This is a genomic window from Pseudomonas frederiksbergensis (assembly GCF_000802155.2).
In the GTDB taxonomy this organism is placed as follows: domain Bacteria; phylum Pseudomonadota; class Gammaproteobacteria; order Pseudomonadales; family Pseudomonadaceae; genus Aquipseudomonas; species Aquipseudomonas frederiksbergensis_A.
This window is the reverse complement of record NZ_JQGJ02000002.1, coordinates 555,295-569,908: the sequence shown is the minus strand read 5'-3', so window position 1 is coordinate 569,908 and position 14,614 is coordinate 555,295. Positions and strand designations below refer to the sequence as shown.

Genomic DNA, 14,614 nt, shown 5'->3' with positions numbered 1-14,614 from the left:
GCGGGCGACGCTTGAGTCGTCGCCCCTATGAAAATTCTGGAGGCAACGCTATGAACGTTTCAATCAAACCGACCCGCAGCATGCGCGCCGCCGTCTGGCATGGCCGCAACGACATCCGCGTCGAAGACGTGCCGCTGCCGGTTTCACCGCCCGCCGGTTGGGTGCAGATCCGCGTGCAATGGTGTGGCATCTGCGGTTCGGATCTGCACGAATACGTGGCCGGGCCGGTGTTCATCCCGGTGGAGGCGCCGCACCCGCTGACCGGAATCAAGGGGCAGTGCATCCTCGGCCATGAGTTTTGTGGGGAAATCGTCGAGCTGGGTGAGGGCGTCGAGGGCTTCAGCGTCGGCGAGCCAGTGGCGGCGGACGCCTGCCAACACTGCGGCACCTGCTATTACTGCACCCACGGGCTGTACAACATCTGCGAAAACCTGGCCTTCACCGGGCTGATGAACAACGGTGCGTTCGCGGAGCTGGTCAACGTCCCGGCGAATTTGCTCTACAAACTGCCGGCCAACTTTCCCGCCGAGGCCGGTGCGTTGATCGAGCCGCTGGCGGTGGGCATGCATGCGGTGAAGAAGGCCGGCAGCCTGTTGGGCCAGAACGTCGTGGTGGTGGGTGCCGGGACCATCGGCCTCTGCACGATCATGTGCGCCAGGGCGGCCGGCGCGGCCCAGGTGATTGCCTTGGAAATGTCCGGCGCCCGCAAGGCCAAGGCCCTGGAAGTCGGGGCCAGCCATGTGATCGATCCGAATGAATGCGACGCCTTGGCCGAAGTTCGGCGCCTGACCGGTGGGCTGGGCGCCGATGTGAGCTTCGAGTGCATCGGCAACAAGCACACCGCCAAGTTCGCCATCGACCTGATCCGCAAGGCCGGCAAATGTGTCCTGGTGGGGATTTTCGAAGAACCGAGCGAGTTCAACTTCTTCGAGCTGGTCTCCACCGAGAAGCAGGTGCTGGGCGCGCTTGCCTACAACGGCGAGTTCGCCGACGTGATTGCCTTCATCGCCGACGGGCGCCTGGACATCTCGCCGCTGGTGACCGGGCGCATCCAGTTGGAGGAGATCGTCGGGCAGGGCTTCGAGGAACTGGTGAACAACAAGGAACACAACGTGAAAATCATCGTGTCACCCGCACGGATCTGAGAGCGCCTGAGGTGGGCGATTTGGCGATGGCCGGCAGCGGCCATCGCTTTTTTTGGGGGCGTGCCTCAGGTGTAGGCCAGCAGGCGACCGCAGCCAATCACCGCGATCCAGAGCACCACGGACAGCAGCGCCTGGATTCTGGCCAGGGCCGGCGCGGTGCGGCCGATATTCCATCGCTCGACGTTACGGTAGGGTCCCACGTGGAACAGCAGGGCATTGAGGCCTGCCACCGCGATCAGGCACAGCTTGAGGATGAACACGTTGTTGCCGGCGAAATCGTGAGGGTGGGCGCTGAACATCATCAAGCCGGCAGGCACGATCAGCAGCAGTGCCCCGACGGCCCATCGCAGCAGATGGCGCGCCAGCGCGGTCACGGCGATGTCCCTGGACAGCCCGAGGACGCGCAGGTCGAACATCACCACCGCGCCGACCAGGACAGAAAACCCGACGATGTGCACCACTTCCACCAGCGGATAAAGCCAAAGGTCGCTGCGCATCGCCACGCCCAGGGACGAGTCGCCCAGTCTATCGATCCAGCTTTGCGCGACGGGGCCGGCGACCGGCATCAGCGCAGCTCGGTGGTCTTGTCGTCGATGGTGATGCGTTCGGCGCGTAGCTCGTCAGGCTTGTTTTTATTGGCGTAGCCGACCACGGTGGCCCGGTTGCCGGCCTTGAGCATGTCTTTGGTCAGCCCCCGATTCTCCATGCGCGAAGGCGGAGCGAGCACGACGGTCCAGGTCTTTTCCGTGGTTTGCAGGCGCACGGTGCCGTGGGGATGGGAATACCCCGACTCTTTTATCGTGCCTTCGAGCGTCAGTGGCTTGCTCGCGTCGTATTCGCTCCAGCCATGGTGGGCAAGGGCCGCGGTGGCTACCAGCATCGAAGACAGGCCGAAGCAGCGAAGAATCATGTTCATGGCAAACTCTCCTTGGGACAGTCGATTCAATCGGGTTGGTAATCGCGCCAGACCCGCTGCTCGTCCAGTTGCAGCAGCTGTTCCTCTGCGTCGCGGAACCTGCGGTCGCAATCGAGGAAGAACTCGTCGAGCTGTGGCGGATCCACATGGGTGGCGCTGAGCATGGTGTGGACCTGGCCGCGGTGATGGATCTGGTGCTCGAACAGGTGCAGCAGCAACCGGTCGATCCTTTCGCGCACCTTGCCGTCGGTACGCACCAGGTCGATGGCGCGGGACAGGTCGTCATGGGTAAGGTTTTCGCAGAATGCCGCCAGTTGCCGGTCGGTCCGGTCCTGGCTTTCCCTGAGTTGGGTGAACGCCAGCATCTCGGAGAAATCTCGTTCCTGGCCCGCTACGTCGCCTTCGAGGGCGGTCAGGTAATAACGGTCGACTTCGAGGATATGGCACAGCGTGGCTTGGATGGAGGGAAAAAAGCTGGTGCGGTAGGCTTCGTACTCCGCAGTATTGAGCTGCGCGCAGGCGTCCAGCAGCCTGTGGTTGGCCCATCGGTTGTTGAGGGCCTGAGCCAGGAAGTAATTCATCGGACGCCTCCCGTGCGTTATTGCGCCGGGAAAAGCGTAGCAAAGACTGGCGATGGCGCCGTGCTGCTGGTCGGTTGGTCCCGTTGCGGAGCGTGGATCCTTCGTGGGAGCGGGCTTGCGCGCGAAAGCGGCTTGCCCGATATGAACAGGTTGCCTGACACGCCGCCTTCGCGAGCAGGCCCGTTCCCACAGGCCTCTCATTCAATCATCAAGTTTCATGTCGGTATTTATAGCCCCACGTCCGGCAACTGCGGCCGATTGGCCATCGCCTTGGCCATGATCTGTTCCACATACGCCCGGTCGTCTTCCGGCAGGGCCAGGCGCGGTGGGCGAGTGAGGGCGCTGCCTCGCCCGGCGATGGCTTCGCATAGCTTGATGCATTGCACCAGGTCGGCGCGGGCGTCGAGGTGCAGGATCGGCATCAGCCATTCGTAGATCGGCATGGCTTCGGCGAAGCGTCCGGCGCGGGCCAGGCGGAAGATGGTTTCACCTTCCTTCGGGAACACGTTGGACATGCCAGATACCCAACCTTCGGCGCCCACGGCGAGACTTTCGAGCACCACATCGTCAAGACCGGCGAACAGCACGAAGCGATCGCCGACTTCGTTGCGCACATCGATGAAGCGCCGGGTGTCGCCGGATGAATCCTTGAAGCACACCACGTTGTCGCAATCGGCCAGCGAAATGAGGATGTCCGGGGTGACGTCGTTCTTGTAGATGGGCGGGTTGTTGTAGACCATCAGCGGCACGTCCGCATGCCGGGCGACGTAGCGAAAATGCTCGGCGGTCTCGAACGGCTTGGAGCCGTAGACCAGCGCCGGCATCAGCATTACCCCGTCGACACCGACCTTGCGCACTGCGTTGGCAACCTTGGCGGCCTGCACGCTGGTGAACTCGGCCACGCCGCAGATCACCGGCACCCGGCCACGGGAGGCGTCTACCGCGACTTCGGTCACGGCGATTTTTTCCTCGGCGCTCAGGGAGGTGTTTTCCCCCACCGAGCCGCAGACCACCAGGCCGGACACGCCGTCGCGAATCACGTTGGAAATGACCTGGTGGGTTTTTTCCAGATTGATGGAAAAGTCGTCGTTGAATTGGGTGGTGACGGCAGGGAAGACGCCGCTCCAGTTGATGCGTTTGCTCATGGGTTGTCTCCGGTTATGGTATGTGGCGAGGGGATTTATCCCCGTTGGGCCGCGAAGCGGTCCTGAAATTTGGCGACTCGGTTTGTCAGTTGGCTCCAGGGGGCTGCTTTGCAGCCCAGCGGGGATAAATCCCCTCGCCACAGAGGTTGTGTGTAAAAGTCATGCGCCCGGCCAGGTATCCGAGAGCCGGTAGCCCTGTGGCCACGGATCGGCCGGGTCGAGCAGCAATTGGTGGGTCCCGGTGATCCACGCACGTCCGGCGATGCACGGATAAATCGCCGGGCGTCCGGCCACCTCGGCCAGTGAGTCGATGCGGCAGTGGAACTCGGAGCCGATGATCGAGCGGCCAATAAACCGCTCGCCGACCTGCATCAAACCCTTGGCGTGCAGCACCGCCATGCGTGCCGAGCAGCCGGTGCCGGTGGGCGAGCGGTCGATCTTGCCGGGTTGGATGACGACGGCGTTGGCGCCGGTAGCGATGCCGTTTTCCCGGACGATGGGCGCTGCGACCTGGCAGAACGAGATGTGCGACCAGTCGGGATTCAATCGATGTACGAAGCCCAGTTGCTCGTTGGCGGCCGCGGTGATTTTCAGCCCCACGGCCACCAGCTCGGCCGCTTCGTCCGGGCGAATGGCGAAGCCCAGGCGCTCGGCATCAACGATGACGAAGCTGTCGCCACCGTAGGCAGTGTCCACTTGCAACGACCCCAGGCCTTGGACTTCGATCCACGCATCGAGGCGGTCAGCGAAGGAGGGGACGTTCTTGATTTCGACCCGCTGCACCTTGCCCTCTCGGCAGTCGGCCACCGCCTCGATCAATCCGCCCGGTGCCTCCAATATCAAGCGCGTCTGGGGTTCGGTCATCGGCAGGATGCCGCTGTCCAGTAGCACGGTGGCGACGCATAGCGAATTGGAACCGGACATGGGCGGCGTATCGGCCGGTTCCATGATGATCCAGGCCATCTGCGCCCGCGGGTCCTTGGCCGGCACCAGCAGGTTGACATGGCGGAACACCCCGCCACGGGGCTCGTTGAGGACGAAGTTGCGCAGGGTCTGGTCCTGGGCGATCCAGCGCGACTGTTCCCACACCGAGGCGCCGGGTGGCGGCGCGACGCCGCCGACGATGACATCGCCGACTTCGCCTTCGGCGTGGCAACTGACTATGTGGATGATTCTGGATGAGCGCATGGGTCAGATCCTTGTGTTTTCTGGTCGGGCCTAATCGCTATTTGACCGACTTGAGAAACGCCGCCGTCTCCGGCTGCATCGGGTTGCCGATCACCTGGTCCGGCGGCCCGATCTCATGGACCCGGCCATTGCAGAAGAACGCCACCCGGTCGGACACGTCCCGGGCGAAGCGGATCTCGTGGGTCACCAGCACCATGGTCATGCCGTCTTCGGCGAGCATGCGCATGGTGTCCAGCACCTCGCCGACCAGTTGCGGATCGAGGGCCGAGGTGGCTTCGTCGAACAGCATGTAGTCCGGCGACATCGCCAGGGCGCGGGCGATTGCCATGCGCTGCTGCTGGCCGCCGGAGAGCTTGCCCGGGAAGGCCTTGAGCTTGTCCCCCAGGCCCACGTGCTCAAGCTGCCTGACCGCCAGCGCCTCGGCATCCTGCTTGCTCTTGCCCAGCACCTTGCGCGGCGCGAGCATCACATTTTCCAGCACGGTCAGGTGGGGAAAGGCATTCCACTGCTGGAAGACGATGCCGATCTTTTGCCGCAGCCGGTTGAGGTCGGTGGCGCTGTCATGGACCTCGACGCCGTCCACGCGAATGCGGCCTTTCTGGATCGGCTCCAGGCCGTTGATGCACATCAGCAAGGTCGATTTGCCGGAGCCGGAGCCACCGATGATCGACACGACTTCGCCCTTGTCCACGGTGAGGCTGACGCCCTTGACCACTTCGAGGTGGCCGAAGGACTTGTGCACGTTTTCGATCTCAATCATTTTCCTGCCACCTTCTTTCCAGGCGAGCGCCGAGGCGGGCGACCACCAGGCTCATGACGTAATAGATGAGGCCCGCGATGCACAGCACCAGCAGGGGTTCCTGAATGCGCGTGACGATGGTTTGCGATGCCCGCAGCAGCTCGACAATGCCAATCCACATCACCAGCGCGGTGTCTTTCATCACCCCCAGCACCAGGTTCAGCCAACCCGGAAACGCCACCCGCGTGGCGATCGGCAGGACGATGAAGCGCAGGTCCTGCAAGTACGTCAGCCCCAGGGATCGGCTGGCTCGTCGGGTACTCAACGGCACTGCGAGGACGCCACCTCGGACGATTTCGGTGAAATACGCGGCGGCGTAGACCCCGAGCACGATGCAACCGACGGCAAAGGCGCTGAGTTGCAGGCCGACGATGCTCTTCAGGGAATTGAACAGCACGAACTGGATCAGCAGCGGTACGCTGCGAAACGCGTCGAGCACCCAGGCCAATGGCAGGCTAGCCCGGGGCAGCAGCGCCCGCAGCAGGCCGAAGAGCAAGCCGGCCAGCGTGCCCAGCAAAATCGACCAGGCGGTCAATTGCACGGTGACCCAGGCACCTTCGAGTAGATACAACACGTCGTTAACGGTAAGGCTTGTAGAAAACATGACCCGCCCTCAATAACGAAACAGCCGCCAGGACAACAGCCGGGCCAGCCCGACAATCAGCTTGGCGATCAGGTAATACAGCACCGCCGCGAGGGCGAAGTATTCGAAGGTGCGGAACGTCTTGACGTTGTATTCCTGGGTCACCCCGGTGAGGTCGTTGTTCAGGCCGACCACCACGCCCAGGGACGTCATCAGCACCGCCCAGACCATTTGGTTGGTCAATGGGTAGAAGACGATACGCAGCAGCTGCGGGACGATGATCATCCGGTAGGCCTGGAATGCGCTCATGCCCAGGGAGCGAGCGGCGCGCATCTGCGTGTCCGGCACCGCCTTGAGGCCGCCGCGAAAGTTCTCCGCCAGGTAGCCCGCATTGTTGAAGGTGATACCGGCCAACAGGGCAAACCAGGAACTGACGTGCAACCCGAGGGAGCCGAGGCCGAAGTAGAGGATGTAGATCTGGAACAACGACGGCGTGTTGCGGGCGATCGACACCCAGCCGTTGCCGACACCGCGCAGCAGCGGATGGCGGGCCTGGCGCATCACTGTCAGGACCAGGGCGATCAGCACGCCGAAAATCATCGACAGCGCCGCGGTTTCGAAGGTCACCCAGGCGCCGGCCAGCATGTCGGGCAGGGCGCGCAAGGCCGGGCGCCATTGGAAGCTGTAGTCAAACATCGCTCGGGATCTCCTCGGGTGCGCAGGGCCGCAACCATTGCGGAGGATGATCGCTGGCGGTGGCGGTGCAGGCGGCCTCGACGCAATCGGCAAGGCTGGCAAAATGCACGCCGCGACCCACCAGGCCCGGCGCGTAGTGCGCGTATTTGCCGGAGTTGGTCATCAGCGTCGTTGCGGCTGGCGGGATTACCGGCTCGCCCAGCATGCACCAGCAGGTGTCGGTGACCAGCGTTGCGCCGAAGGCCTGGATCGCGACCAGGTAGCCGGCCTGGCGCGCCTGTTCCAGCACGGCCCGGCCGCAGGTGATTGCCAGCACCACTTCAGCGTGTTTGGTGCGCCCCGTGCACAGGCGTGACAAGGCGGCGAATTCGCTGAGGGAGAAATGCGGGTTGCCCAGGGAAACCACATCCACGTGACGGTGCCGGGCGCTGTTGAGCTCGCGCCAACTGGCGAGCAGCCCCGTCGTGTTGACGGTTTCCATGGGCAGCACGGCGTCGCGGTCCAGCACCTTGGCCGCATCCATGGCCTCCGGCGTCACGCCGGCGATGTGGAACAGCGGCGCTGGTGGTCGCGAACGCGGCACCGAAAGCCTTCAGGTCATCCAAGGTCGGCGCGGCATTTTCCAGGCCGTGTATCAGTGGGACGCGTCGCCCGGTCAGGCTGCCGATGTGATAGCCCAACAGCGGATAGAAGCTGTCGTCCACCGAGCCGAGGCTGGGGACTTCGACGATCATCCCAGCCTTGCGCGGCCCATCGAGGTGACAACCGGCCAGCGGTGCGCGACCGCACAGCGCGATGCAGATATCGAGGAAGTCCGGGTATTTCTGTGTGCGGGCGCCAAGCACGCTGTTGGCGTAGACCACCGCATTGGACTCGGCCCAGACGATTTGCTCGCCGGCCGTGGGCGCGGTGTCGAGCAGGTAGGGCGCACAGGTAAAGCTCAATTGCGCACCCATGGCCATGTACGCGTCGCCCAACGCGCTGGCCGGTTCGCCCAGTGCCGGGTCGACGCCCAACTCGCGCCAGCGGCGCTGGTCGACGGAAATCGAATTGAGCGTCGTGGGCACGCTCACCTTTGCCCCCCACTGCACCCATTGTTCGGCAAAACGCAGGCTGGCGGGGCCGGTGTAGATGCAACCGTCGATGTGCGCCTGGGTGATGTCCAGCAGTTCATCGGCGTCCTGGATCTCGGCCATGCGCAGGACTATTTGCATTGCCACTTGGGTTGCCTTGCCGTGCGTGCCGTCGAGCATCGCTCGATCGCGCTCGCTCAACTGGACGCTGGACGGCATGGACGGCTGCGGGGCCGTCCCCGTTCCGTGCCATTGATCGTTGGGCCGGCGGCCGGACAACGTCAGGCAGTTGCCCTCGACGCGCCCGAACCCTTGACCCCGTAAACCCTCGAACGCCTCGCGGCCAATGCACAACACCGGCAGCGAGCGCTGGAAGATCACCTCGGCCACGAGCACGCCCAGGGCCAGGATCTCATCCACTTCGGCCAGTATCAGGGCGGCCGGCGCATGGCCATTGCTGATGAGCTCCATCAACACGCTGCTGCCGGTGCAGGAGCCGCGCCCGCTGGGAATTGCCAGAACGCGGCCGGCCAGGTGTTCACCACTGAGGGGATGATGCCGGTCGATGACCTCACCGGTGACCGGATCGACCCCGCCCCAGAAACTCAAGCCGACATCGGCGAACAACAGGGTGCCCTGGGCGGCACCCTCCACCAGGCTGCGGCCGTACAGGCGAACAGGCGTGCTTGGCATGCCGCGATCCTCAGTAATAGACCTGGGGCACGGTCAGGTTGGCCGGCGGGATCTCCTTGCCGACCCATTTGACGAACAGCTCGTTGTAGCGGCCCGTGCGCACTTGCTGGTTGATGAACAGGTTGAGGTAGTTGAGCAAGCCGTACTCGCTGCGCTTGGCGCCGAGGGACACGTAGTCGATGACGTAAGGCGCATCACCGGCGATTTTCAGACCCTTGTACTTGCCCGACTTGATGGTCGCGGCGGCTACGGTGTTGGTTACCACGGTGGCGTCGATATGCCCCTGGGCGACGGCCAGCAGTGTGTCGTTCTGCGATTGGTAGGCGCGGAAACTGCCGCTGCCCCAATTCTTCTGGTCCTTTTCCAGGGCGATGGCTTCATAAGTGCTGCTGGTATTACCGAGTTTTTTGCCCTTGAGGTCGGTGTAGCTGTTGATACCGGTGTCTTCGCGGGTCAGCACCACCATTTGGAAGGCGAAGTAGGGCACGGTCAGGCCGACGGTCTTGGCTCGCTCCAGGGTGTCGGAAGTGGAGGCGACGATGACGTCGGCGCGACCTGATAGCAGTGCGGGGATGCGGTCGGAAAATGGCGTCTCCACGACTTCGGCGTCTACGCCAAGGACTTTTGCCAGATCGTTGCAATAATCCACGTCGAATCCCGCCGGTTCGTTGCTTTTATCGCGAAAGCCCATCGGTGGGAAATCCAGTGTCACGGCGCAACGCAGCTTGCCCGAGCCGATGATGTCGTCGAGCTTGTCGGCGTGGGCGGGAAGGGCAATCAGGGGAAGGAGGACAACGCTGAGGGCTGCGGCTAATGCACGGTTTTTCATAAAGGCCTCGCTGTCGAATGAGTGCGGTGAGATATCGTATTGAGGATTTCGTATACGATATTAGATAAGCAATCGACGTGCCTGTTTTGTATTGCAGGTTCAGCTTTTGGTAAGGCTTTGATTACTAGGCGATTGTTTTAACTGCGCCCCTGCTGCTTGCGGACAAGGGGCGAAGGCAGGTGTTACAGATGGGAGCAATGGGGTGGGGGCTGCCCTGTAAAGGAACAACGTCAGCGCTGGTTCTCTCGGTACTGGCTGGGAGAAAGGCTCGTCAGCGCACGGAATTGACGGCTGAACGCACTGTGATCGGTGTAGCCGCAGCGCAAGGCAATTTCGGTGATGGGCAAATCCTGCTCCAGTAACAATCGCGAGGCTTCCTCCAGGCGGGCCTTGTGAATCATCTGGCGGGGCGTGAGCTGGAAGATGCGCTTGCAGTGTCGCTCCAGCTGCGCAACCGACAGGCCGGCGATGGCGGTGAGTTCCGCCAGACTGATAGGGCGGGCGAAGTGCTGCTTGATATGCGCGTCCACCGCCGCCAGTTTCTGGAACGCCGGATGGCTCGATTGCGGCGATTGCAAATCACGGGAAATTCCGGCCAGGCCGACGATCCTGCCCTCGGCATCGCGCAACGCGAGCTTGTGCGTCAGGCACCACACCGGCTGATTGCCATAATACAAATGCAATTCGAGCTGGTCGGCCAGTACCCGCCCGCTGGCCAGCACGCGCCGATCCTGCTCGGTGTACAACGGCCCGAAACGCTCCGGGAACACGTGCTCGGCGGTAAGGCCCAACAGGTCGTCACCTTGCTTGAAGCCGCAACGTCGAGCCAGGGTCTGGTTGACGAATGCGTAGCGGGCGTGGTCGTCCTTGATGAAAAACACCGTGTCCAAGAGCGTATCGAGCAGCGGCGCAATGGGCTGCAGGCTCCGCAGCAGGGTGCCGAGTTCGCAGGGGGCGAAGGACGTCAGTGAGGGGTACGGAGTCATCGTTTTCGCGACCTTGCTGCTGGGATGGGTGGCAACGCGACCTTGGGACGTGGTGGCGCAGCGGTTTTAGGCCAGTATACGAACACCGGTAAAGCCAATGTTCATTTCCAGTCCACGGAGGGTGTTCCGACGGACGTTTATGCAGGAAAACCTGTGGGGCGCGGGATTGCTACGGCGGTGCCATCGTCGCAGTCTCACCGTTGATTTGTGTACCGGGTGAGGCATGGGCTGGGGTGCTATGCGGGTCTTCCTCGCGGTTTCCCGCAGCGGCTCATTACAAAATGCCCACGCTGAGGCTCCATTCGATCCAAACAATCGAGACCAGGCGCCGGCGGTCGAAACGATTTCTGACAGGAGTGTCAGCAAGCGGTCAGCCTCCAGACACCTCTGCTGTCTAGACTCTCCACGTTGCCCCGGTTTCCACGAGGAGTCACTTGATGCGTCTGCTCATTGTCGAGGACGAAGAAAAGACGTCCCCCTACGCCCGGCACTTATCTGGACCAGGGCATGAAAGTTTTTATTCTTCATCGCGTCCTTACGGTTAATGGAAGGTGATACGGATGACTCTAAAAAACAAGGTACTGGGAGTAGGTGCGGTCATTGCCTTTTCGGTTTTCTCCACGGCCTTCGCGGGCGCGGAAAACTCGTTGGTCGGCACGTGGCGCGTGGTCAGCGCAACGGTTGAGCGAGAGGGCAACCGCTCAAATGCTTATGGCCCTAATCCTCATGGCTGGCTCGTTTTCACACCAGAATTGACATTTGTTGAAGTGCTCACTGATCCACGCGTGCCGGCGTTTCGCTCCAACGTGCGCGGCGAAGGCACCGATGAGGAAAATCGCGCGGCCATGGCGGGTAGCATAGGTTTCTTTGGACGATATACCGTTAACCAGAATGGCGAGTTCACGGGCAACACCGTCGAAGGGTCTACTTTTCCAAACTGGGTGGGCGCCGTGCGTACGCAGGATGACCTGCAACTGAAGGTCGATGGCGACCGGATGGTGGAAAACTTTCGGCGCCCCGATGGGACGAAGGTTCACATCGTCTTTGAGCGTGTCAGGTGATTTCGATTGATCGCCCATGACTGACGGCGGCGGACACATCGTTGCGGCGTTGAACATGCGCATCTCGTCGTTTACGGCCGGAGAAGGATCTGACGTCAGAGGGATCGGAGGCTGACAGGAACATGTAGTTATACCCCGTGAGCGCTGAAGAGGTAGTGGGCTGACTGCCGCTGTAGCCGCTTGTTATTGAGTTGTTTTGTGGCGTTTTGTGGATTTTCCGCTAAAGGCTATCGGGGTCACCAAAAAACATTTTGACAGGGCTCTAGCGCGATTGTTTTAGCCTGAAATAAACGAATTGTGCCCCCAGTTTTGCCCCCATCCACATCGGGTGTGCGAGCGATCGCGAATGGCGATCTCCGACGGACTCCAGTGTGGCACTGGCTGGTATTCAGTGCACTCCAGTATGCTGGATGAGCAACCAATATCTGGCAGGTCCTTGGCCGTTCGGAAGAGGATATGAGTAATGAGTCGATATTCTTAAGCGGAGTTGCCGGCTGTTCTTGGCCAGTTAAGCCGATGATCCAGGTCGCTGATCAGTCATTAGGCAAGTGCAACTGCACTTCCATGGCGTCATGAAGAAGTCGGACGACCTCGATCACGTCGTCGCTTGCCACACGATAAAACACGATATGGCGTGGGCTTTTGACCGTCCCGTGGGGGTGTTTGGCCTGCTGACGTGAATAGATGAGGTGATAGCTGCGAAGACCCGGAGCGAGCTCATCGCGGTCGTGGCTGCCAATGCGATAAGGCGTGTCGGCAAGAGCTTGCAGCGCCGCGAGGATTAGCGCCTGGTAGCGCTGGCGTGCTTGATCGCCAAACTGCGTCTGGGAGAGCCTGAGGATGTCGACAATGTCTGCGCGTGCTGCATTGGAAATCCGATACTGCGGCATGCTCAGTGCTTCTCCCTCGCCGGGACACTGGCCTCCTGGCTCAACCCCTCAAGGTATTGCTCCAGATCCCCTTCATTTAATTGAGTGAAGTGTCCGCGATCAAGATCCATGATGCCGATTGAGGTCGCCTGACGCAGGGCCTCGATTTTGGCGGCATCTTCGGCGACACGCTGTTCCAATAGCCGCAAGCCTTCTCGCATCACTTCACTGGCATTCTGATAACGGCCGGACTGAACCAGATCATGGATAACCTGCTCCTGGTGAGGGGTGAGCACAACGTTTCGCGTCGCCATGATTAGCTCCAGATCTGGACAAACATAATTGGCATATTATGCCATTTCGCCTGCGAGCACACGGTTTGGGATTTGCGTCTGACGAGCTGCGTTCCGCGGGTACTCCGCCTTCCAAGCGCAACGTACTCGTTTATGGTCAGGAAATCGCGAAACGATATTTCAAAGTAGTTCACCCAAAGCTGAATGTCGGTCACTGCTTCGGCAAGTTGACGTGTGTATGATCGTGCACATATAGTCTTCCGCATGACAAACCCAACCTCTACACGTACCTGTGCAATTGATGCTGCTATCGACTCTCTCGATGGCGCTTTCTTCAAAGCTCTGTGCGAGCCGTCGCGGGTAGCTGTGCTCAAGCGAGTCATGCAACTGGGGCGAGCGGATATCGCCGAGATTGCCGAAGGGCTGCCTCAAGAGCGTTCAGTGGTATCCCGACATCTGCAAGTGCTGTTAGAGGCGGGCATCGTCCGTGCTACCAAGGTCAGTCGGCAGATGTTCTATGAGGTGGATGGACCGGCGGTGGTGACACGGCTCGAAGCCATTCTCCAGCACATGAAGAGTCTGGCCCCGTTTTGCTGCCCTGGTGCACCAAAGTAGTTTTTATTTATCTGTATATATGCATGGATGTGCACATATGAACGTAGTTAACGAGTCCACGGATGTCATCGTTGTTGGTGCGGGCCAAGCTGGGCTCGCGTGCGGTTGGCATCTGCAGCAGCAGAACCTCAGGTTTCTTATCCTGGATGCCGAGAGCCAGCCAGGTGGAAATTGGCGCAATTATTACGACAATCTGAGACTTTTTTCCCCTGCTGCTTATTCATCGTTACCTGGATTGCCTTTTCCGGCGCAAGCCAAGCATTACCCGCTACGCGATGAAGTCGTACGTTATCTGGAGCAGTACGCGGACGTTTTCCAGCTACCCATTCGGCAGAACACACGCGTCCAGAAAGTGCGTAGGGAGGATGGACTATTTTTGCTTCACACATCTGATGGCCGGTGTTTCCGCTCAAAAGCATTGATTGTTTGCACAGGTGGATTCAATCAGCCTTTCACTCCTGACATTCCAGGGCTGGGAAGTTTTCGCGGGCAACGTTTACACAGTGCGGATTACCGAAATGTCGACGGCTTGGGTGATCAACGCGTCGTGGTCATCGGTGCGGCCAACTCAGCTGTACAAATTGCCCATGAATTGGCTCAAGTCAGCCGAGTCGTATTGGCAACGAGGGAATCGATTCGGTTTTTTCCGCAAAAGGTCCTCGGTGTGGATTTCCATGCTTGGCTCGAGTGGACAGGACTGGAGAAGACTCGTTGGTTGAATGATCAAAGTACCCCTGTGCTGGATGACGGCACCTATCGTCGAGCCATGAAGCGGGGAGTGTTTGAACGCAAACCAATGTTCACGCAGGTAACGCCAACGGGCGTTATCTGGGCTGATGGGCAGCATGCTGAGGTGGACAGTCTGATTTTTGCGACAGGGTTTCGTCCGAATCTTGGTTTTTTGGCAGGTCTGCACGTGGCGGGAAACGAAAGTCTGACTCAACGCAACGGAGAGGCGGAGCATGTGCCGGGTTTGTATTTCGTGGGATTACCGAAGCAGCGCAATTTTGCCTCGGCCACCCTCAGAGGCGTTGGGCCAGATGCTTCTCACATCATCCCCAGTTTGATGCGCTACATCGACAATGCATCGCACCCCGTGTTCGCTTGATGCCAGGAATCAGTTTTCCCGCTCAGCACTGCGT

General features: G+C 60.8%; 16 protein-coding genes and 1 pseudogene. 4 read left to right on the top strand and 13 right to left on the bottom strand.

The window, feature by feature from the left end; translation table 11 throughout:
• Window positions 1-80: 80 nt before the first annotated feature.
• Complete coding sequence (locus JZ00_RS05705; RefSeq protein ID WP_230633457.1) at window positions 81-1,145, top strand: 2,3-butanediol dehydrogenase; 1,065 nt, start codon at window positions 81-83, stop codon at window positions 1,143-1,145.
• 65 nt (window positions 1,146-1,210) lie between these two features.
• Here JZ00_RS05705 and JZ00_RS05700 read toward each other — a convergent pair whose 3' ends face one another.
• The 11 genes and pseudogenes from JZ00_RS05700 to JZ00_RS05650 all read right to left on the bottom strand — a co-directional run bounded on the left by JZ00_RS05700 (window position 1,211) and on the right by JZ00_RS05650 (window position 10,634).
• Complete coding sequence (locus JZ00_RS05700) at window positions 1,211-1,711, bottom strand: DUF6644 family protein (protein ID WP_039588733.1); 501 nt, start codon at window positions 1,709-1,711, stop codon at window positions 1,211-1,213.
• Complete coding sequence (locus JZ00_RS05695) at window positions 1,711-2,061, bottom strand: DUF6152 family protein (RefSeq protein ID WP_039588732.1); 351 nt, start codon at window positions 2,059-2,061, stop codon at window positions 1,711-1,713. The genes JZ00_RS05700 and JZ00_RS05695 overlap by 1 nt, the downstream gene beginning before the upstream one ends.
• Before the next feature lie 26 nt (window positions 2,062-2,087).
• On the bottom strand, window positions 2,088-2,642 hold the full coding sequence (locus JZ00_RS05690) for a DinB family protein (RefSeq protein ID WP_039588731.1): 555 nt from the start codon (window positions 2,640-2,642) through the stop codon (window positions 2,088-2,090).
• Window positions 2,643-2,869: 227 nt separating this feature from the next.
• A complete protein-coding gene (locus JZ00_RS05685) occupies window positions 2,870-3,787 on the bottom strand; it encodes a dihydrodipicolinate synthase family protein (protein ID WP_039588730.1) in 918 nt (305 codons plus the stop codon).
• A gap of 159 nt (window positions 3,788-3,946) precedes the next feature.
• On the bottom strand, window positions 3,947-4,975 hold the full coding sequence (locus JZ00_RS05680) for a trans-3-hydroxy-L-proline dehydratase (RefSeq protein WP_039588729.1): 1,029 nt from the start codon (window positions 4,973-4,975) through the stop codon (window positions 3,947-3,949).
• Between the two features lie 37 nt (window positions 4,976-5,012).
• Window positions 5,013-5,735: an amino acid ABC transporter ATP-binding protein gene (locus JZ00_RS05675; protein ID WP_039588728.1), complete on the bottom strand. Its 723-nt coding sequence runs from the start codon at window positions 5,733-5,735 to the stop codon at window positions 5,013-5,015.
• The gene (locus JZ00_RS05670; RefSeq protein WP_039588727.1) at window positions 5,728-6,378 is read right to left on the bottom strand and encodes an amino acid ABC transporter permease; all 651 of its coding nucleotides are present in this window, start codon (window positions 6,376-6,378) and stop codon (window positions 5,728-5,730) included. Before JZ00_RS05670 ends, JZ00_RS05675 begins: the two co-directional genes overlap by 8 nt.
• Window positions 6,379-6,387: 9 nt before the next feature.
• A complete protein-coding gene (locus tag JZ00_RS05665; protein ID WP_039588726.1) occupies window positions 6,388-7,053 on the bottom strand; it encodes an amino acid ABC transporter permease in 666 nt (221 codons plus the stop codon).
• Window positions 7,046-8,819: pseudogene (lhpI, locus tag JZ00_RS05660) on the bottom strand (cis-3-hydroxy-L-proline dehydratase). Before lhpI ends, JZ00_RS05665 begins: the two are co-directional and overlap by 8 nt.
• 10 nt (window positions 8,820-8,829) lie before the next feature.
• Window positions 8,830-9,648, bottom strand: coding sequence for an ABC transporter substrate-binding protein (locus tag JZ00_RS05655; protein ID WP_039588725.1), 819 nt, complete (start codon window positions 9,646-9,648; stop codon window positions 8,830-8,832).
• 230 nt (window positions 9,649-9,878) lie between these two features.
• Complete coding sequence (locus JZ00_RS05650) at window positions 9,879-10,634, bottom strand: AraC family transcriptional regulator (protein ID WP_039588724.1); 756 nt, start codon at window positions 10,632-10,634, stop codon at window positions 9,879-9,881.
• 560 nt (window positions 10,635-11,194) lie between these two features.
• On the opposite strand from JZ00_RS05650, the gene JZ00_RS05645 reads away from it, so the two are divergent.
• Complete coding sequence (locus tag JZ00_RS05645; RefSeq protein ID WP_039588723.1) at window positions 11,195-11,695, top strand: lipocalin-like domain-containing protein; 501 nt, start codon at window positions 11,195-11,197, stop codon at window positions 11,693-11,695.
• A 533-nt stretch (window positions 11,696-12,228) separates the two neighbouring features.
• On the opposite strand, the gene JZ00_RS05640 is transcribed toward JZ00_RS05645, so the two are convergent.
• Entirely contained in the window at window positions 12,229-12,585 is a 357-nt protein-coding gene (locus JZ00_RS05640) for a type II toxin-antitoxin system RelE/ParE family toxin (RefSeq protein ID WP_039588722.1), read from the bottom strand.
• 2 nt (window positions 12,586-12,587) lie between these two features.
• The gene (locus tag JZ00_RS05635; protein WP_039588721.1) at window positions 12,588-12,878 is read right to left on the bottom strand and encodes a type II toxin-antitoxin system ParD family antitoxin; all 291 of its coding nucleotides are present in this window, start codon (window positions 12,876-12,878) and stop codon (window positions 12,588-12,590) included.
• Between the two features lie 243 nt (window positions 12,879-13,121).
• Between JZ00_RS05635 and JZ00_RS05625 the strand changes: the two genes are divergently transcribed.
• On the top strand, window positions 13,122-13,472 hold the full coding sequence (locus JZ00_RS05625; RefSeq protein ID WP_039588719.1) for an ArsR/SmtB family transcription factor: 351 nt from the start codon (window positions 13,122-13,124) through the stop codon (window positions 13,470-13,472).
• A 37-nt stretch (window positions 13,473-13,509) separates the two neighbouring features.
• Window positions 13,510-14,580, top strand: coding sequence for a flavin-containing monooxygenase (locus JZ00_RS05620; RefSeq protein WP_039588718.1), 1,071 nt, complete (start codon window positions 13,510-13,512; stop codon window positions 14,578-14,580).
• Window positions 14,581-14,614 lie beyond the last annotated feature (34 nt).